Source organism: Pseudomonas sp. KNUC1026, from assembly GCF_021650705.1.
In the GTDB taxonomy this organism is placed as follows: domain Bacteria; phylum Pseudomonadota; class Gammaproteobacteria; order Pseudomonadales; family Pseudomonadaceae; genus Aquipseudomonas.
The window spans coordinates 2,346,406-2,364,304 of record NZ_CP087138.1; the positions used below are offsets into that span (position 1 = coordinate 2,346,406).

Here is a 17,899-nt window from a genome sequence, read left to right on the forward strand (position 1 = left end):
TCAAAGGGGTTTGCCCATGATGTCGGCCCGAATCCCCAGCTTATAGAAGCCGTACTACATGCTCCCGCTCTCTTCCAGATTCCGCAGCCCGTTGGCCAGTGTCGCTCTGTTGGTGATCGCAATGGTCTCCATTCAGTCTGGTGCCTCATTGGCCAAATCGCTATTTCCGTTGATCGGGGCTCAAGGGACCACCACCCTGCGCCTGATACTGGCCTCTGTACTGATGCTTGCGATCCTGCGCCCTTGGCGGATGCGCCTGACTCGGCAAGCGCTGTGCGACGTCGTCATTTACGGTTTGGCTCTGGGCGGGATGAACCTGCTCTTCTATATGGCTGTACGCAGCATTCCGCTCGGCATCGCCGTCGCGCTAGAGTTCACCGGCCCACTGGCAGTGGCGCTTTTTTCCTCACGGCGAAAGCTGGATTTCCTGTGGATTGCACTCGCAGTGGCTGGCCTTTGCCTCCTTATCCCGTCCGGTAGAGCCGGTGCGCCGCTGGATCTCACCGGTGCAGCCTATGCCCTCGGTGCCGGATGCTGTTGGGCACTTTATATAGTGTTCGGCCAAAAGGCCGGGCAATCGCACGGGGTGCAGATGGCCGGCCTGGGGGTGGTTGTCGCAGCCTTGTTCATAGCCCCGGTCGGGATTGCCCATGCAGGGGCTGAACTGCTCGATTGGGCGTTGATCCCGACAGCACTGGGCGTGGCGATATTGTCCACCGCCCTGCCCTACAGCCTGGAGATGATTGCACTGGCCAGGTTACCCGCTCGCACTTTCGGCACCCTGATGAGCCTTGAGCCTGCCGTTGCCGCGCTTAGTGGGCTGGCCTTCCTGCACGAACACCTGAGCGGTACCCAGTGGCTCGCCATTATCGCGATCATAGGCGCCAGCCTCGGCGCGACCCTATCGGCCTCTGACGCACCCGCCACCCCAATGGTGGATTGAGCGCAAGTGACGCTGCGCAGGCCAACACTGGTAATTCTTTGATTTTTAAGCGAAGGTAAACCCTCACCCGGGGGCAGGATGGGCCCTTGGCATTGCTCAGCAACCGGGCGTAGACCCGGCTCCCGAGGCAAGGAACGACATGAAAACGCTTTGGTGTTTCGTTGCGCTTGCGCTGCTTTCAGGCTGCGCAGCTCACTCTCGCACCGAAATCAAACACGGTCGTAAAGGCCTGCATATCAACTGCTCCGGCCTCAGTTCATCCTGGGAGCAGTGCTACAAAACCGCGAACGACGCCTGCCCCAGCGGGTACAAGACAATTGCCAAGTCAGGCCAGGACAGCGAAGGCGAAGAGAGCGAATTCCTCTTCGGCATCAACCCGGCCGGTTACACCAGCCGGAGCATGATAGTCATTTGCCGGTAGGTACCTGCAGGGGAGCGGTACGCAGCCTCAGCCAATCCAGCGCAGCCCCGCTGACCCAAGGCGTGAGACGTAGGCGCACGTGCAGGTGATAGTCATCGAGCCAACGACGCTCCTGCGCACTCATCAATTCAGGCAACAGGCACCGTGTATCGATCGGGCACAGCGTCAAGGTTTCGAATTCCAGGAACGCTCCGAAAGCTTCTGCCCTTTCGCATGCTTTCGCTACCACCAGGTTTTCGATCCGAACTCCCCATTGGCCCGGCCGGTAAGTACCCGGTTCGATGGATGTGATCATGCCTGCACGCATGGCCGTATGAGCTGCCGGGTTTGCCTGATAGGCGATGACTTGCGGCCCTTCGTGCACATTCATGAAGTAACCGACCCCGTGCCCGGTTCCGTGGCCGTAATTGACGCAATCAGCCCACAATGGCGCGCGAGCGATGGCGTCGAGCATCGGCGATGCAATGCCCTCGGGAAACCGTGCCTGTGACAGCGCGATAGTCCCCCTTAGTACTCGGGTGCAGTCTTCCATCTGCTCCATCGACAACTGCCCGATGGGGACCATACGTGTAATGTCAGTCGTACCGCCCAGATACTGCGCGCCGGAATCGATCAATAAAAGCCCATCGCCTTCAATAGCCGCATGCGCATCGGCGGTCGCCCGATAATGAGGCATGGCGCCATTGGCGTTGAATGCAGCAATGGTCGCAAAGCTGAGGCTCACGTAATGAGGCCGTCGCGAACGGGCCAGAGCCAACTGTTCGTCTACCGACAGCTCCGTGACGCCATCGCCCTGCGCGATAGCCTGTTCCAGCCAGCTGAAGAACTCGCACAAAGCCGCTCCGTCCTGCTCCATGGCCTGCCGGACGTGCGCGATGTCGGCCTCTTGCTTGCGGGCCTTGAACAGCGTGGTCGGGTTTATCGCCTCGACACATGCGACCGCCGTCGGCACCTGCTGCACAGCGCCCAAGGTCACCCTGGCCGGGTCGAGCAACAGCCTGGCCTTTGGGTCAAGCGAGGCAAGCGCAGGCATGGCGCTCGAATAGTCCTGCACGCGTACACCGTGCCGGCCCAGTTGTTCGACGAGCGCGGGCGCAAGCTTGCCTGCAGCCAGGAACAGAGTGGCCTGGGCAGGCTCGATGAGTGCGTAGGCAAGAAAGACTGGATTATACGGCACGTCGCTGCCGCGCAGATTGAACAGCCAGCCGATGTCGTCCAGGCTCGCTATAAAGTGGTGATCCGCGTGGTGCTCCGCCATGGCCTGGCGCACCCGAGCCAATTTTTGTGAAGTGTCCTCGGCGACGAATTCCGCAGGATGCACTACGACAGGCTCGCCAGGCAGCACTGGCCTGCCCTCCCAAACCTGATCGAACACATCCACATCTGTACGCAAGGCACGGCCCTTGAGTTGCTCGTGCAACTGGCGCGAAGCCGCCAGCCCCAATACAGCACCATCCACCAGCACCGTGGCCCCTTCCGGCAACTGCTCGCCTAGCCATTCATAAGGGCCGGGCACGCCAGGGCCCGCCTTGACCGTCTCGATGCCGGTACCCGCCAGTTCACGCTCGGCATGCTCCCAATAGCGGCTGTCGACCCAAACGCCCGCGAAAGCCTGAGTGACCACCAGAGTCCCTACCGAACCAGTGAAACCACTGAGCCATTGCCGCGCTTGCCAATGTTGCGGCAGGTACTCGGAAAGGTGCGGGTCGGCCGAGGGCACCAACAACGCATCGGCGCTCAGCGCATCCAAGGCTTGGCGAACGCGGTCAAGCCGCTTGGCTACTACGGAGGCACTCATCCAGGCACATTTCCCAATCATTGATGACATTGCGACTATGGCCGAGCACCAACCGCCTGGCAACTCCCGGGAACGCGTGGGCCCGGCCAGGTTCGCAAGCATATGACCCGCCAACGGAAGATGCCCATCATGCCCCGTGGAAGCAAAGGCAGTTACACCGCCGCCCAGAAGCGTAAAGCCGAGCATATCGAGGACAGCTACCTGGCAAAAGGAATGCCCGAAGAAACTGCGAAGGCGCGCGCCTGGGCTACGGTCAACAAACAATCTGGCGGAGGCGAGAAAAGCGGCAGTGGCCGCACCACCAGCGCCAATGACAAGGCTCGTGCCGCCCGTGACTCAGCCAAACGAGCCGCCGCCACGCGCAAGGGGCTCGGCCGAAACGACCGCGAAACCCTGTTACAGCAAACCAGGGCGTCGCTGCTGTATGAAGCTCGCCAGCGAAACATTCCGGGGCGCTCGAGCATGAACAAGCAAGCGCTGGTCAACGCATTGCAGGCCCCTTGAGCTAGCCTTCACGGGCAGCGCTGGCGGAGGGCAATTGTACCCATCGACCGGATGCCGTCTGATGAGCACGTACCAGCGATGCGCGCTGGCGAACATATTCATCGTAAGGGAGGCCTTGCCGAGTGAGCGATTCGAGCGACAGTTGATAACGCTCCTGTTCACTGAAAGCGCGTTCCTCGGGGTGCCCTGCACACCCTTGAAGCAAAAGCGCAGCGGCCAGAGCTATAGATAGAGCCATGCTTTTCATAGAATATTGCCTTCGAACAGGACGTTGCCATGCAAGAAGGCTAATCACGCCGAGCGCTGCGGAGAAATCACACGAGCTGATAGTGATTATCGGTGGAGCATGACGTGCGCGTGCGGGCATGAAACCTCACGCTCCCCTTCCTCGCCAAAGCGATCTTGAGCAGCGTCGAAAAATCCTGTCATACATTGATTGGCCATCACGACTGCCGCGGCACGTTGTGGCCCGTATGATGCCCAACTGTTCTACTGGGTCGAGCCGTTATGTCCTTGATTGCACTGCTGTTGCTCCCCTTCGCTGGTGCCGTTGTCGCATCGCTGCTCGCGCACAACGCACGCAATGCACAAGCCCTGCTTGCCGGTTCGATTGCACTGGCGGGCACAGTCCAGCTCGCCTGGTGGTTTCCTGCGATTGCGCGAGGGGAGGTATTGCAGCAAACCTGGGCCTGGCTACCTTCACTGGGGCTGAACATCACGCTCAGGCTCGATGGCTTTGCCTGGCTGTTCGCGGCCCTGGTGCTGGGAATGGGCACACTGGTCTCGCTCTATGCCCGCTATTACATGTCACCGCAGGACCCCGTCCCGCGTTTTTTCTCCTTCTTCCTGGCGTTCATGGGCAGCATGCTGGGCGTTGTCATCTCGGGCAACCTGCTGCAGATAGTGTTCTTCTGGGAGCTGACCAGCCTGTTCTCCTTCCTGCTGATCGGCTACTGGCACCATCGCCGCGACGCTCGCCGCGGGGCCTATATGGCATTGGTCACCACGGGAGTGGGAGGCCTCTGCCTGCTGGTAGGGGTGCTGGTGCTGGGACACATGGTCGGAAGCTATGAGCTGGACCAGGTGCTTGCTCAAGGCAAGGCCGTGCGGGCTCATCCCTGGTACCCACTGGCGCTGGGGTTGATCCTGTTGGGCGCGCTCAGTAAAAGTGCGCAATTCCCCTTCCATTTCTGGCTGCCCAGGGCGATGGCGGCACCTACGCCGGTTTCCGCTTATCTGCACTCGGCGACCATGGTGAAAGCCGGAGTGTTTCTGCTGGCCCGGCTCTGGCCGGTACTGGCCGGGAGCGACGCCTGGTTCTGGATCGTTGGGGGTGCCGGCGCCTGCACCCTGCTGCTGGGCGCCTGGTGCGCAATCTTCCAGCATGACCTCAAGGGCCTGCTTGCCTACTCGACGCTCAGCCACCTGGGCCTGATCACGCTGCTGCTGGGGCTCAACAGTGACCTTGCGGCAGTGGCTGCGGTGTTTCACATCCTCAACCATGCCACTTTCAAGGCTTCGCTGTTCATGGCCGCCGGGATCATCGACCACGAAAGCGGCACCCGTGACCTGCGCCGTCTGAGCGGGTTGCGCCGGGCACTCCCCTACACCGCCACGCTGGCGATGGTGGCGAGCGCCGCGATGGCCGGCGTTCCACTGCTCAACGGCTTTCTCTCCAAGGAAATGTTCTTCGCTGAAACCGTGTTCATACAGTCCAGCCCCTGGGTCGAATACGCCCTGCCCATCATCGCTACACTGGCCGGCACGTTCAGCGTGGCGTACTCGCTTCGCCTGGTGTGCGAGGTGTTCTTCGGCCCGCCGGCGCATGGCCTGCCGCGCACGCCTCATGAGCCGCCGCGCTGGATGCGGGTACCGGTCGAGTTGCTGGTGCTGGGCTGCCTGGTGGTCGGAATCTTCCCCGCATGGGCAGTGGGCCCGATACTGGCCGCCGCTGCGGCACCGGTGGTCGGGGGTACGTTGCCGAGCTACAGCCTGGCGATCTGGCACGGTGTGAATGCGCCTCTGCTGATGAGCCTGATAGCCATGGTCGCAGGCATAGGGCTCTATGCCCTGATGCGGCGCAGGATCGGCACCGGCCGGATCGACGCCCCCCCGTTACTGGGCCGGCTTGACGGGCAGCGCATCTTCGACCGTTGCCTGGCCAGCCTCACCCGTTTCGCCCGCATGACGTCAGCCCGATTGGGTACCAAGCGCTTGCAGCCCCAGTTGTTCGCACTGCTGGGAGTCACCCTGGTGGCTGCTGCCCTGCCCTTCGCGGAACAAGGGCTAAGCTGGGGGGATCGTCCGAAAATCGCAGGCTCAGGCATCTTCGTGGTGCTTTGGCTGATCGCCATCGCCTGCGCGCTCGGGGCGGCCTGGCAGGCCGAATATCACCGCCTCGCTGCGCTGATCATGGTCGGCGTATGTGGGCTGATGACCTGTATAACCTTCATCTGGTTCTCTGCCCCGGACCTTGCCCTGACCCAACTGGTGGTAGAGGTCGTCACTACGCTGCTGATACTGCTCGGCCTGCGCTGGCTGCCCCGTCGCCTGCCGGAAGCCATGGGCGCTCCCGAAACAGGCGCACGCAATCGGCGCCTTCGAGACGCGGGCCTGGCGGTGCTGGTCGGTGGCGGAATGGCGGCGCTGTCCTATGCCATGCTGACTCGCCCGACACCCAATGAGATATCAGGGTACTACCTGACCCACGCGGTCCCCCAGGGAGGCGGCTCGAACGTGGTCAACGTCATGCTGGTCGACTTCCGCGGCTTCGATACGCTGGGGAGATTACGGTCCTGGCCGTGGTCGCCCTGACCATCTTCGCGCTGCTGCGCCGCTTCCGCCCGGCGCGCGAGTCCAGTGCACTGCCCCGCCAACAGCAGAATGCCAGTGCCGACCTGAGCCTCGACCTGGCCAACCCGCGTGGCGCCAAGGATACCGCCACGGGTGTGATGCTGGTGCCAGCGGTGCTGGTGCGCCTGCTGCTGCCGGTAGCGATGGTGGTTGCCTGCTCATTGTTCCTGCGCGGGCACAACGAGCCGGGGGAGGCTTTGTTGCGGGCCTGGTGGTTGCGGTTGCGTTCATCCTTCAATACATGGTGGCCGGCACTCAATGGGTCGAAGCTCGCCTGAGCCTGAATCCACTGCGCTGGCTGGGCACGGGCCTTGCGTGCGCAACGCTCACCGGTGCCGGCGCGCTGCTGTGGGGCTTTCCATTCCTGACCACGCACACGCTGCACCTGAGCCTGCCGCTGTTGGGCGAGCTACATGTTGCCAGCGCTCTGTTTTTCGACATCGGCGTATTCACCGTTGTGGTGGGGTCGACGCTGCTGATCCTGACCGCCCTGGCACACCAGTCTGTGCGGGCCCACCGTCAGGCGCCGTTGCCGCGCGCCGTTGCACCTGAAGGAGCTGCATGATGGAAGAGGTCATCGCTATCGCCATTGGTGCCCTCTCGGCCTCCGGAGTATGGCTGGTACTGCGCCCCGTACCTATCAGGTCATCATGGGCCTGTGCCTGCTGTCGTACGCTGTCAACCTGTTCATCTTCAGCATGGGCAGCCTGTTCATCGGCAAAGAGCCGATCATTCGCCCGGGCACGCCGCCGGACCTGCTGCACTACACCGACCCACTGCCTCAGGCGCTGGTACTGACAGCTATCGTGATCGGTTTTGCGATGACGGCATTGTTTCTGGTAGTGATGCTCGCCTCGCGCGGCCTGACCGGCACCGACCATGTCGACGGCCAGGAGCAACAGCCATGACGCTTGCGCAACACGGGCTGATCGCCGCAATCGTGCTGCCTTTGATCAGTGCCGCACTGTTGTTGCTGATCAGCGAACGGCATCGCCGCCTCAAGGGCTGGCTGAACCTGGCAGCGACCATCGCGGGCGCCGCTCTGGCTGCTGGCCTTGTGTACCAGGCCAGCACTGCCAACAGCGTCTACCTGGCCGGTAACTGGCCAGCGCCTTTCGGCATCGTGCTGGTGCTCGATCGCCTGAGCGCGTTGATGGTACTGCTCACCTCAGTACTGGGCTGCGCGGCCCTGACCTTCGCGCTTGCCCGCTGGGACCGCGCCGGGGCACATTTTCATGCGCTGTTTCAGATACAGCTGCTTGGCCTTAACGGCGCGTTCCTCACGGGTGACCTCTTCAACCTGTTCGTATTCTTCGAGGTCATGCTGGCCGCCTCTTACGGGCTGTTGCTGCATGGCTCGGGCCGAGCCCGGGTGGTGGCTGGGCTGCATTACCTTGCGATCAATCTTGTAGCGTCGTCGCTGTTTCTGGTCGGTGCCGCGCTGATCTACGGCGTTACGGGTACCCTCAACATGGCTGATATCGCAGTGAAGGTCTCCCGCATAACGCCAGAGGACACTGGCCTGCTGCACGCAGGTGTCGCCATCCTCGCCATCGCTTTCCTGACCAAGGCAGGCATGTGGCCCCTCAACGCGTGGCTTGCCCCTGCCTACGGGGCCGCCAGTGCGCCGGTTGCGGCGTTGTTCAGCCTGATGACCAAGGTTGGTGTCTACGCCGTACTGCGCCTTTGGGCGCTGGCACTTCCAGATGGTTTCGGCCAGGCCTGGCTGCTCTGGGGCGGCCTGGCGACACTGGCGTGCGGCATCCTTGGCGTGCTCGCGGCGAGGCGCCTGGAGCGACTTGCCGCGCTGAACATCATGGTGTCGGCCGGCACCCTGCTGGCTGCCATCGGGTTGGGAGGCGAGCGGCTGCTTGGCGCCGCGCTGTTCTATCTGGTGGGCTCTACACTGGCAGTGGCAGCGCTGTTTTTGCTGGCCGAGCTGATAGAAAGGGCTCGAGCGGCCAACGATGTTCAGGTGGACGACGAAGAATGCTCGCTGCCCGCCCCCATCGAAGCACTGCATCCGCCACAGGATGTGAACCTCGACGACGAGCAGCGAGCGCTGGTCGGGCGCATCATCCCGTGGAATACCGCATTTCTTGGGCTGGCATTCATCCTCTGTGCACTGATGGTGATCGGCATGCCCCGCTGGCGGGCTTTATCGGCAAAGTGAACCTGATCGCGGCCATTCTCGGCACTGAGGCGCCCAGCCCGGCAGCGTGGGGGCTGATTGCGTTGCTCGTGCTCGCGGGGATAGCAGCCCTGATGGCACTGACCCGCGTTGGCATGTTGCGCTTGTGGAGCCCGGCACAACCGCATCGGCCGGCGCTGCGCCCGCTGGAGTGCGCAGCGGTGGTGCTATTGATCGGCCTGTGCCTGGCGCTGACACTGCGCGCCGAGCCATTGTTGCAGTACACGCACGCCAGCGCCCGGGCGCTGCTCAGCCCGGGCAGCTATATCCAGCCGGTTCTCTCGAAAACGGCCGTGGAAAGGGAGGCACAATGAATCGCTGGCTACCTTGCCCAATTCTCTCTTCAGGCCTGTTCGCCTTGTGGCTTCTGCTCAACGGTTCCTTGAGCAGCGGCCATTTGCTGCTTGGCGCAGTACTCGCCATCGCAATACCGCTCATGGTCGCCGGCCTGCGGCCAGGCGCTTACCGAGTGGCCAAGCCTGCCATGGCTGCACGCCTGGCGGCTCGGGTAATGCTGGACATGCTGCGCTCCAACCTTCAGGTGGCCGGGCAGGTCGTTCAACGGCGCCCACTGGCCAGTGCCTGGGTCAGCGTCCCGCTCGAAATGCGTAGCCCCGAGGGCCTGGCTGTACTGGCAATGATCAGTTGCGCTGTTCCAGGAACAGTGTGGTGCAAATTGTCGATGGAGCGCGACTGCCTGTTGATACACGTGCTGTCGCTAACCGACGAGGCGCGCTTCATAGCCGATTTCAAGGAACATTACGAACGCCCCTTGCTGGAGATTTTCCCATGACCGGCCTGCTGGCCAATGCCATTCTTGCCAGCCTTGCAATTCTGGGTCTGGCAATGATTCTGACAGTCGTGCGCCTGTTCGTCGGCCCCTCCGCGCAGGACCGCGTACTGGCACTGGATTACCTCTACCTGTTGGGCATGTTGAGCATGCTGGTGCTGGGCATCCGCTACGCCAGCGACACCTATTTCGAGGCGGCGTTGCTGATCGCACTGCTGGGGTTCACCAGCAGTTTCGCACTGGCGCGCTTTCTGCTGCGTGGCGAGGTGATCGAGTGAATACAGTTTTTGAGGCAGCGATTGCACTGCTGGTATTGGGGGGCTCAACTCTGGCGCTGCTGGGAGCAGCAGGCCTGTTGCGCTTTGGCGACTTCTTCCAGCGCCTGCACGCCCCCGCGCTGGGCTACACCCTTGGCGCCTGGTGCATTACCAGCGCGTGCGTACTAGCCTTCAGCCTGGCGGCAGAAGAGCCCAGGCTGCAGGCGTGGCTCATTCCATTGCTGCTGGCAGTCACCACCCCCGTGAGCACTCTGTTACTGGCACGCACAGCGCTGTTTCGGCGCCCGAAAGCCCAAGGCACAGAGCGCTGAGCGCTGAGCGCTGAGCGTCAGGCTGTTCCTGCCTTGAATGTCATCACACCTGCACGCCATTTGGCAGCCTTGGCAATGGCAGCTTTGAGCGGGCGGCTCAGCCCGCCCTGAAGCTGCTCATGGGCTGCGAACACCATCAGCACAGCCTGGCCCTCACGCAATACGATGCCCTGGCCCTGGGGCGTGGCGACAGCTGCAAAATCACGCTCATCGGAAACCACTGCCTTGTGCTCACGATAGCGAAGCTCGAGTTTGCCGCCCTCTCGACTAGGCAGCACAGCAGCCCGGAAATGATCTCCCACTTTAAGTTCAAGCCCGGGTTTGTCGTCGACTACCAGTGCTTCATTGGTATCTATTTCGGCCATGAACAGCTCATCTGCAGACTGCTCGACGATGTAGACGAACTGCGATTGAAACAACTTGACCAACTGAACCCGTAAATCGCCCAACACAAAGAGGGCATGCATCTCAAGACTACTGACGGCCAATGATGGATCCTCTGACTTGAAAATCGACAGCTCCGCCAACACGGCGAAGCACAAACAAACAACCCTGCAAACGCGAACGGGCAAGCAGGAAGGTTTCCAAAGAAACTTCCACGCAACACGCCCTTCAAACCTTCAGCACCCTGAAAACACAACTGCCCTGGAGGCCAGATATGGAACTGGAAAACCACACGCTCAGCACACTGTTCCAGCAACTGGGGCTCGATGATTCAGCCCAGAGCATTGACGCGTTCATTGGAAAGCATCAACTGCCCAGCGAGGTGAAGGTGTCTGACGCCGATTTCTGGAGCGACGCCCAAGCTGCCCTGCTCAAGGAATCGATACTGGCTGACGGGCCAGAAGCCTTGTGGGTCGATGAACTGAACGTTCGCCTGCATTCAGACGCCGATGCCGCATAGGCATCAGGTGTCATAGCCGGAGAGCTCTCCCCAGACTCGCCTGCCAGCCCTGCTGGCAGGCCTTGGCATCGGCGTGGCGAGCGAAATGCACGTCCATGAACTGGCGCTGATTTTGCCACCGTTCAGGCGCTAACACACCATTATTTGTCTGGAGCAGGCCTGTACCCCAGCCGCAGGCCACCCCAATGGCGGCCTCCGACCATGATCGGCACCGACAGATCGTGCATCAATTCCCCGGTGTCACGGGTATAGGTCTGCAACAGCATGGGCTTTTGGTGGCTGCCACAGCGGATTCCCGTCGCATCGTCGAAAAGCCGCTTGCTGCGTGACCAGGCTCTATCGTGGGCCAGGTCGCCAGTCGGCGGGCGGCTGAACGCCTGATTGTGTGTGGGTACGTAGCCTTGTGGCGTACTGGCAATAGCGAAAACAAGCCCCTCATGACGCTTGAGCAACGGTTCCTGTATCGACGGCAGCACCTGGTCGGCGTAGCGATCGAACCGAGTCTTGTATTTGGCAGGCTCCGTGCCAGGCTGCACGATGTAGTTGCGGTCGAACAAGTCGTCCGCCGTCAGTTTGCCGGCTGCCAGGTCCGCTTCGAAACGGGCCGCTATGGCCTGTGCCCCCTCCCGCGCCAGGTCGAAAACTCGCTGGTGGTAGTCATCCAGGCCCACTTCAGCCAGCCGCTCACTGAGGTTCTCCGCTTGCGCCTCGAGCTCGCCAGCTGCGCGGTCAAGCTGGTGGGTACGCTCATCGCTCACGGCCAGATCACCGCGCATGCGCTCGATCGCTTCGAACAATGTGGCAAGTTGTTCACGATTGGCGCGGGCGCCCTGGTCGATGCTGCCCATGCGGTTCTCCACGCCAGCGGCGAGGCCTGCGATCTGCGCGAGTTGCTCGCCGGTACCCTGAACCTGCTCGACCCCGGCCTGAAGTTCATCGGTCAGTTGGTGAATCTGCCCGACCACCTCACCGGTGCGCTGTTGGATTTCACCCACCATCTGCCCAACTTCCTCGGTGGCCGCCGCGGTGCGGGCGGCAAGCCCACGCACCTCATCGGCCACCACTGCGAAGCCGCGGCCGTGCTCACCGGCGCGGGCGGCCTCGATGGCGGCGTTGAGCGCCAATAGGTTGGTCTGGCTGGCAATTGACTGGATCGTGGAGGCGACGCGCTGGATGCTGTCGCCCAGTTGCGCCAGCACCTCAATGGTCTGCCGGCTATGGCTGGCACGCTGGCTGAGCCGGTGCATGCGTTGGATGGACTCTTCAAGTGCCGCCTGCCCTGCCCCGGCGCAGGCATGGACACTGCTCGCCGCCTCAAGCGCCTGGCTGCCTTGCGCGGCTGTGCTGTCGACGGTGTGGATCATCGCCTGGGCGCTGTCGACGATCTGCGCCGCAGAGGCCAGTTGCGACTCCAGGCGCTGCGCCAGTTGCTTGACCGACCAGGCGACCCCGGCGGCAGAAAGCGCATTCTGACTGGTGTGGCGGGCAAGGTCGGCTGCAAGCGCCTGAACCCCAGGCTGTTCTGGCTGTGCGGCCTGCCGGGATTGCAGCGAGCGGCCAGGAAGCCATTGCGCGAGCAACGCCAGCACCACGCCTGCCCAGGCAGGCAGGCCCATCGCCTGCACCGCCCAGAACAGCCCACTCAATATCAACGCCTGAGCCGCCCACCAGCACAGCACCGATACGCTCAGACGTGGTCGAGGGGCGGGCGCCGAGCGCTCCAGGGTGGTAGGCGTGCCAATGCTCATGGTCGCGACTCCTGCGGGCATTCTAATTGTGCCCGCAGCATGCGCCATCAGTTAGCCAGTGGCCATGCTGCCTTGGTAGGGGCCGACGACCGGCCGGTCATCAGACCTGGCGCTGGTGCTTGTCGAGCTGCTCGTGACGCTCCTGCGCCTCGATGCAGTATTTGGTGATGGGGCTGATCAGCAGGCGTTTCAGGCCGATGGGCTCACCGCTGTCATCGCACCAGCCAAAGGTGTCCTCGGCAATGCGGCCCAAGGCCATTTCCAGTTGCGGCAGCAGGCGCTGATCGCGCTCGATGGCGTTGACCAGCCAGTGGCGCTCTTCCTCGACCGACGCGACATCGGCCGGGTCGGCGGGCGATTCCAGGCTCTCGATGGCCTGGCGGCTCAGCTCGATACGCTCCTGGGTCTCGACTTTCAAGGCCTGGATCATGCCCTGGAAGTAAGCCAGTTGCGTGGCGTTCATGTAGTCGTCGGCCGGCATCGCCAGCAGCTCATCCTTCGTCATGTATCTCTCGATTAAAGCCTTGGTTCGAACGCGGTACGGGCACTTTCGGCACCCGGCAAAGCGCATGAGGGGCGGCAGTCTAAGGGCGCGGGCCGCGCGCAGCAATAGCCAAGCGATGGGATTTGGACACAAGGCAGCGCCTGGGGGCACCCGGCACCGGTTACGTCTAGCGCCCGGTTGACCTGGCGCAGGAAAAAGGCGCCGGGGTATTCAATAATGGTTCTCATTATGTTACAACTGCGCACTTTCATTAACAGGCGGTTTGCAGTAAATGCTCGTTCCTTTTCTGATCATGCTGCGCGAAGGGATTGAAGCCGCGCTCATCGTTGGCATCATCGCCAGTTATCTCAAGCAAACCGGCCGCGGCCAATGGATGCCCGCCGTCTGGATCGGGGTATTGCTTGCCGGCGCGCTGGCCCTGCTGGTGGGTGGTGGCCTGGAGCTGATCGCCGCTGAATTTCCGCAAAAGCAACAGGAACTGTTCGAGTCGGTGATTGGCTTGATGGCTGTGATCATCCTCAGTTCCATGGTGGTGTGGATGCGCAAGGTCGCCCGCTCGCTCAAGACCGAACTGCACGGCTCGCTGGAGCAGGCGCTGGCCGGCTCGCGCAACCAGACGCTCGCCCTGATCGCCATGGTGTTCTTCGCCGTTGCCCGTGAAGGCCTGGAAACCGTGTTCTTTCTGCTGGCGATCTTCCAGCAGAGCGAAGGCTTCAGCGCCCCGCTCGGGGCGTTGCTCGGGTTGCTGGGCGCCGTCGCCATCGGCCTTGCGCTGTATCGCGGCAGCCTGAAACTCAACCTCTCGCAATTCTTCCGCTGGACAGGCCTGTTCATCCTGGTGGTGGCGGCCGGCATCCTCGCCAATTCGATGCGTTCGCTGCACGAGGCAGGGGTGTGGAACAGCCTGCAGGAAGTTGTGTTCGACATCAGCGCCACGCTGCCGATGGACGGCCCGGTGGGCTCGGTGCTGGCCGGCATGTTCGGCTACCAGGATGCGCCCACCGTGAGCGTGCTGGGGGCATGGGCCTTGTACATGGCATTCGCCCTGATTCTGTTTTTCCTCCCGGGCAAGCCCGCGCCTGCCCGCTCAACCTCTACCGTTACCCAGCCTTAAGGGGCCCCATGTCCAACCCAACTCAACAGCCGCCCCGCCTGCTGCGGGCGGCGGTGGCAGGCTCGGCGGTCGTTCTGATCGCCGCAGGGGGCCTGTTCTACTACGCCTCCAAAGTCGCCAGTGAAAAACGCAAGGCCACTGCTGGCAGTGAAATCACCGTTACCATCCACCCCAAGCAGTGCGAGCCCAACGCACTCACCGTACCGGCCGGCAAGACGACGTTCCGTATCGTCAACGCCAGCGACCGGGCGGTGGAATGGGAGATTCTCGACGGCGTGCTGGTGGTCGAGGAGCGCGAGAACATCACTCCAGGGCTGAGCCAGGTAATCAATGCCAACCTTGAGCCCGGCGAGTACGCCATCACCTGCGGCCTGCTATCAAACCCTCGCGGCACGCTGAAAGTGACCGCGACCGCCGAATCCGAGGCTCGCGCCAAGGCGCGCCCGGAGATGACAGCGTTCATTGGCCCGCTGTCGGAATACCGCGTGTACCTGAGCATTCAGGGCAGCAGCCTGATCCAGGGCGTGGATGCCCTGACCAAGGCCATCGATGCAGGCGACCTGGCTGCAGCCCGCGCTGCCTACGCGCCTGCACGTGCGGCCTATCAGCGCATCGCGCCCGCTGCACAGCGTTTCGCCGAGCTCAACAACGCGATCGACGCACGCGCCGACTATTACGAAAAACGCGAGCAAGACCCCTCCTTCACCGGCTTCCATCGCCTGGAGTACGGCCTGTTCCAACAAAGCAGCGTCGAGGGCCTGGCAGCGGTAACCCATCGCCTGCAAGCAGACGTCACCACCCTCAAGACACAGTTGCTGGCAACACCCATCCCGCCGGATCAACTGGTGAGCATCGTCTCGCGCAACCTGCGCACACTGGCCGACAACCGCTTCAACGGTGAAGAGGAGCGTTACAGCCACCTGGACCTCAATGGCTTTGCCGCCAACCTTGAAGGTGCCGGCAAGGTCATCGACCTGATGCACCCGTTGCTGGAAAAACGCGCAGCCTCCCTGGTGACGCAACTGGACAGCAACCGCCAGGCGTTCAAGGCCCAACTCGACGCCCTGCGCGAAGGCGACGGCTACCGCGCCTATGACAAGGTGGGCGACGACCAGCGCAAAGCGCTGGCGAGCGCCGCCAAAGCCCTGGCCGACAGCCTTGACGGCATCGACCAGGCCCTGGGCCTGTCGGCCCTGTAACACCGTGGAACAGAACTGATGAGCGAAAAAGACAGCAACGCCCACTCCCCCGACCGCCGCCGCGTATTGCTGGGGCTGGGTGCCGCCGGTGCCGCCATTGCCGGCGGCGCCCTGACCTGCCCGATGGGTGCCCATGCTGCAGCGAGCGCGCAGCAGCACCAGGTCACAGACGCACCGAAAAGCGACAAGACCCAGGACCACCACGCCTACGAAGGCGTGCATCAGGCCGGCATCGTCACGCCCCGCCCTGCTGCCGGCATGCTGGTGGCCTTCGATGTGCTGGCCAACGACCGCGACGATCTGGAGCGGATGTTCCGCACCCTGGATGAGCGCATTCGCTTCTTGATGAAAGGGGGCGTGGTCGCTGACATCGACCCGAAGTTGCCACCGCTGGATTCGGGCATCCTCGGCCCCAATGTGACCCCCGACAACCTGACCATCACCGTCGCTGTCGGCGCCTCGCTGTTCGACGACCGCTACGGGCTGGCCCACGCCAAGCCCAAGCGCCTTATCCGCATGGTGGGCTTCCCCAACGACGCACTGGAAGAAGACCGCTGCCACGGCGACCTGACCCTGCAGTTCTGTTCCAACACCCCCGACACCAACATCCACGCGCTACGCGACATCGTCAAGAACCTGCCAGACCTGCTCTACGTACGCTGGAAACAGGAAGGCACGGTGCCGCCGCAAGCGCCCACCAAGCCGGGCGAACCTGAACAGAGCGCGCGCAACTTCCTGGGCTTTCGCGATGGCTCGGCCAACCCCGACTCGGCAGACGCCAAGGCCATGGACCAGATCGTATGGGTTCAACCGGGCAGCGATGAGCCGGCCTGGGCCGCCCACGGCAGCTATCAGGCCGTGCGCCTGATCCGTAACTACGTCGAGCGTTGGGACCGCACGCCGCTGCAAGAGCAGGAGGCGATCTTCGGCCGCAAGAAAGCCACTGGCGCCCCCATGGACGGCAAGCACGAAAGCGACGTGCCCGACTACAGCAAAGATGAAGCCGGCAAGGTCACCGCGCTCAACTCGCACATCCGCATGGCCAACCCGCGCACGCCAGCTTCGCAAGCCAACATCATCCTGCGCCGGCCATTCAACTACTCCAACGGGGTGATGAAGAACGGCCAGCTGGACATGGGCCTGCTGTTCATCTGCTACCAGGCCGATTTGCTCAAAGGCTTCATCACTGTGCAGACCCGCCTGAACGGCGAGCCGCTGGAGGAGTACCTCAAGCCTACCGGTGGCGGCTACTTCTTCACCTTGCCTGGCGTGAACGGCAAGGACGATTTCATGGGCCGTTCGCTGTTGCAGGCGGCCGAGAAAAGCAAGACCGCTTGAACACACCAAGGACTCATAACAACTGGGGAGCCCCGCATGAAAAAAACGCCTCTGGCTTTGCTGTTCACCCTCGGCGTGCTGAGCGCGCCGAGCTTTGCCGCCAACGCTTCGTCGCTGGACCTGGTGCAGCCGATCTCGGATTACAAGATCTACGTCACTGAAGAAGTGGGCAAACTGGTCACCGAGACTCAGGCCTTCACCGATGCCGTGAAGAAAGGCGATATCGCTACCGCCAAGAAGCTCTACCCCACCACGCGGGTGCATTACGAGGCCATCGAGCCGATCGCCGAGCTGTTCGACGACCTGGACAAGTCGATCGACTCCCGCGAAGACGACCATGAGCAAGGCGTCAAGGCGGACGACTTCACCGGCTTCCATCGCCTGGAATACGGCCTGTACGCCAAGAACACCACCAAAGGCTACGAGGGCTTCGCCGACGACCTGATCAAGGACGTCAAGGACCTGGACAAACGCATCGCCGAGCTGACCTTCCCGCCGGAGAAGTGGTCGGTGGCGCTGCCGCGCTGATGGAAGAAGTGGCCGCCACCAAGATCTCGGGTGAAGAAGATCGCTACAGCCACACCGACCTGTACGATTTCGACGGTAACGTCACCGGCGCCAAGAAGATCTTCGAGCTGTTCAAGCCGCAGATCGTCAAGCAGGACAAAGCCTTCGCCGACAAGGTCGAGAAGAACTTCGCCACCGTCGACAAGATCCTGGCCAAGTACAAGACCAAGGACGGCGGCTTCGAGACCTATGACAAAGTCTCCGAGCGCGACCGCAAGGCGCTGGTCGGGCCAGTCAACACCCTGGCCGAAGACCTCTCCACCCTGCGTGGCAAACTGGGCTTGAATTGAGCTTCGAGCTTGTAGCAGCAAGCTTCAAGCACCGCAGCTTGTGGCTTGTAGCTTGTAGCTTGTAGCTTGTAGCTTGTAGCTTGTAGCTTGTAGCTTGTAGCTTGTAGCTTGTAGCTCGAATGCTAGGCTCCTTGGATTTACAAGG

General features: G+C 62.4%; 14 protein-coding genes and 4 pseudogenes. 14 read left to right on the plus strand and 4 right to left on the minus strand.

Going from position 1 to position 17,899, the window contains the following annotated elements:
• Positions 1-58: 58 nt before the first annotated feature.
• Together rhtA and LN139_RS10845 are read left to right on the plus strand one after the other, a co-directional pair.
• Complete coding sequence (rhtA, locus tag LN139_RS10840) at positions 59-943, plus strand: threonine/homoserine exporter RhtA (protein ID WP_236359883.1); 885 nt, start codon at positions 59-61, stop codon at positions 941-943.
• Positions 944-1,082: 139 nt separating this feature from the next.
• Positions 1,083-1,364 carry a hypothetical protein gene (locus LN139_RS10845; RefSeq protein ID WP_236359884.1) on the plus strand — a complete coding sequence of 94 codons (282 nt, stop codon included), beginning with the start codon at positions 1,083-1,085 and terminating at the stop codon, positions 1,362-1,364.
• Here LN139_RS10845 and LN139_RS10850 read toward each other — a convergent pair.
• The gene (locus tag LN139_RS10850) at positions 1,351-3,162 is read right to left on the minus strand and encodes an aminopeptidase P family protein (RefSeq protein ID WP_236359885.1); all 1,812 of its coding nucleotides are present in this window, start codon (positions 3,160-3,162) and stop codon (positions 1,351-1,353) included. The genes LN139_RS10845 and LN139_RS10850 overlap by 14 nt on opposite strands.
• 129 nt (positions 3,163-3,291) lie before the next feature.
• Here LN139_RS10850 and LN139_RS10855 point away from each other — a divergent pair, with 129 nt between their 5' ends.
• From LN139_RS10855 to mnhG, 7 genes and pseudogenes are all read left to right on the plus strand, one after another.
• On the plus strand, positions 3,292-3,666 hold the full coding sequence (locus LN139_RS10855; RefSeq protein WP_236359886.1) for a termination factor Rho: 375 nt from the start codon (positions 3,292-3,294) through the stop codon (positions 3,664-3,666).
• Between the two features lie 507 nt (positions 3,667-4,173).
• Positions 4,174-7,084, plus strand: a pseudogene (locus LN139_RS10860) (monovalent cation/H+ antiporter subunit A).
• Positions 7,084-7,427 (plus strand): annotated as a pseudogene (locus LN139_RS10865) (Na+/H+ antiporter subunit C). Before LN139_RS10860 ends, LN139_RS10865 begins: the two co-directional pseudogenes overlap by 1 nt.
• Positions 7,424-9,024 (plus strand): annotated as a pseudogene (locus tag LN139_RS10870) (monovalent cation/H+ antiporter subunit D). Before LN139_RS10865 ends, LN139_RS10870 begins: the two co-directional pseudogenes overlap by 4 nt.
• On the plus strand, positions 9,021-9,503 hold the full coding sequence (locus tag LN139_RS10875; protein ID WP_236359887.1) for a Na+/H+ antiporter subunit E: 483 nt from the start codon (positions 9,021-9,023) through the stop codon (positions 9,501-9,503). The pseudogene LN139_RS10870 and the gene LN139_RS10875 overlap by 4 nt, the downstream one beginning before the upstream one ends.
• On the plus strand, positions 9,500-9,778 hold the full coding sequence (locus LN139_RS10880; protein ID WP_236359888.1) for a K+/H+ antiporter subunit F: 279 nt from the start codon (positions 9,500-9,502) through the stop codon (positions 9,776-9,778). Before LN139_RS10875 ends, LN139_RS10880 begins: the two co-directional genes overlap by 4 nt.
• Positions 9,775-10,089, plus strand: coding sequence for a monovalent cation/H(+) antiporter subunit G (gene mnhG, locus LN139_RS10885; protein WP_236359889.1), 315 nt, complete (start codon positions 9,775-9,777; stop codon positions 10,087-10,089). The genes LN139_RS10880 and mnhG overlap by 4 nt, the downstream gene beginning before the upstream one ends.
• Before the next feature lie 17 nt (positions 10,090-10,106).
• Here the strand turns inward: mnhG and LN139_RS10890 are convergent, their stop codons facing one another.
• Entirely contained in the window at positions 10,107-10,577 is a 471-nt protein-coding gene (locus tag LN139_RS10890) for a hypothetical protein (RefSeq protein WP_236360360.1), read from the minus strand.
• A gap of 170 nt (positions 10,578-10,747) precedes the next feature.
• On the opposite strand from LN139_RS10890, the gene LN139_RS10895 reads away from it, so the two are divergent.
• Complete coding sequence (locus tag LN139_RS10895) at positions 10,748-10,993, plus strand: DUF2789 family protein (protein ID WP_236359890.1); 246 nt, start codon at positions 10,748-10,750, stop codon at positions 10,991-10,993.
• Positions 10,994-11,133: 140 nt separating this feature from the next.
• On the opposite strand, the gene LN139_RS10900 is transcribed toward LN139_RS10895, so the two are convergent.
• Complete coding sequence (locus LN139_RS10900; RefSeq protein ID WP_236360362.1) at positions 11,134-12,609, minus strand: methyl-accepting chemotaxis protein; 1,476 nt, start codon at positions 12,607-12,609, stop codon at positions 11,134-11,136.
• 232 nt (positions 12,610-12,841) lie between these two features.
• Positions 12,842-13,246, minus strand: coding sequence for a TraR/DksA family transcriptional regulator (locus tag LN139_RS10905; protein WP_236359891.1), 405 nt, complete (start codon positions 13,244-13,246; stop codon positions 12,842-12,844).
• A 271-nt stretch (positions 13,247-13,517) separates the two neighbouring features.
• Between LN139_RS10905 and efeU the strand changes: the two genes are divergently transcribed.
• From efeU to efeO (LN139_RS10925), 4 genes and pseudogenes are all read left to right on the plus strand, one after another.
• Entirely contained in the window at positions 13,518-14,360 is an 843-nt protein-coding gene (efeU, locus tag LN139_RS10910; RefSeq protein ID WP_236359892.1) for an iron uptake transporter permease EfeU, read from the plus strand.
• 8 nt (positions 14,361-14,368) lie between these two features.
• Positions 14,369-15,559 (plus strand): iron uptake system protein EfeO, encoded by a 1,191-nt coding sequence (gene efeO / locus LN139_RS10915; protein ID WP_236359893.1) that lies wholly within the window; start codon positions 14,369-14,371, stop codon positions 15,557-15,559.
• Positions 15,560-15,577: 18 nt separating this feature from the next.
• Positions 15,578-16,897, plus strand: a complete 1,320-nt coding sequence (gene efeB, locus LN139_RS10920; protein ID WP_236359894.1) for an iron uptake transporter deferrochelatase/peroxidase subunit — start codon at positions 15,578-15,580, stop codon at positions 16,895-16,897.
• Positions 16,898-16,933: 36 nt separating this feature from the next.
• Positions 16,934-17,754 (plus strand): annotated as a pseudogene (efeO, locus tag LN139_RS10925) (iron uptake system protein EfeO).
• Positions 17,755-17,899 lie beyond the last annotated feature (145 nt).

Coding starts and splice junctions, on each gene's coding strand:
- rhtA (WP_236359883.1), top strand. CDS start 59: ATGCTCCCGCTCTCTTCCAGATTCCGCAGCCCGTTGGCCAGTGTCGCT.
- LN139_RS10845 (WP_236359884.1), top strand. CDS start 1,083: ATGAAAACGCTTTGGTGTTTCGTTGCGCTTGCGCTGCTTTCAGGCTGC.
- LN139_RS10850 (WP_236359885.1), bottom strand. CDS start 3,162: ATGAGTGCCTCCGTAGTAGCCAAGCGGCTTGACCGCGTTCGCCAAGCC.
- LN139_RS10855 (WP_236359886.1), top strand. CDS start 3,292: ATGCCCCGTGGAAGCAAAGGCAGTTACACCGCCGCCCAGAAGCGTAAA.
- LN139_RS10875 (WP_236359887.1), top strand. CDS start 9,021: ATGAATCGCTGGCTACCTTGCCCAATTCTCTCTTCAGGCCTGTTCGCC.
- LN139_RS10880 (WP_236359888.1), top strand. CDS start 9,500: ATGACCGGCCTGCTGGCCAATGCCATTCTTGCCAGCCTTGCAATTCTG.
- LN139_RS10895 (WP_236359890.1), top strand. CDS start 10,748: ATGGAACTGGAAAACCACACGCTCAGCACACTGTTCCAGCAACTGGGG.
- LN139_RS10900 (WP_236360362.1), bottom strand. CDS start 12,609: ATGGGCCTGCCTGCCTGGGCAGGCGTGGTGCTGGCGTTGCTCGCGCAA.
- LN139_RS10905 (WP_236359891.1), bottom strand. CDS start 13,246: ATGACGAAGGATGAGCTGCTGGCGATGCCGGCCGACGACTACATGAAC.
- efeU (WP_236359892.1), top strand. CDS start 13,518: ATGCTCGTTCCTTTTCTGATCATGCTGCGCGAAGGGATTGAAGCCGCG.
- efeO (WP_236359893.1), top strand. CDS start 14,369: ATGTCCAACCCAACTCAACAGCCGCCCCGCCTGCTGCGGGCGGCGGTG.
- efeB (WP_236359894.1), top strand. CDS start 15,578: ATGAGCGAAAAAGACAGCAACGCCCACTCCCCCGACCGCCGCCGCGTA.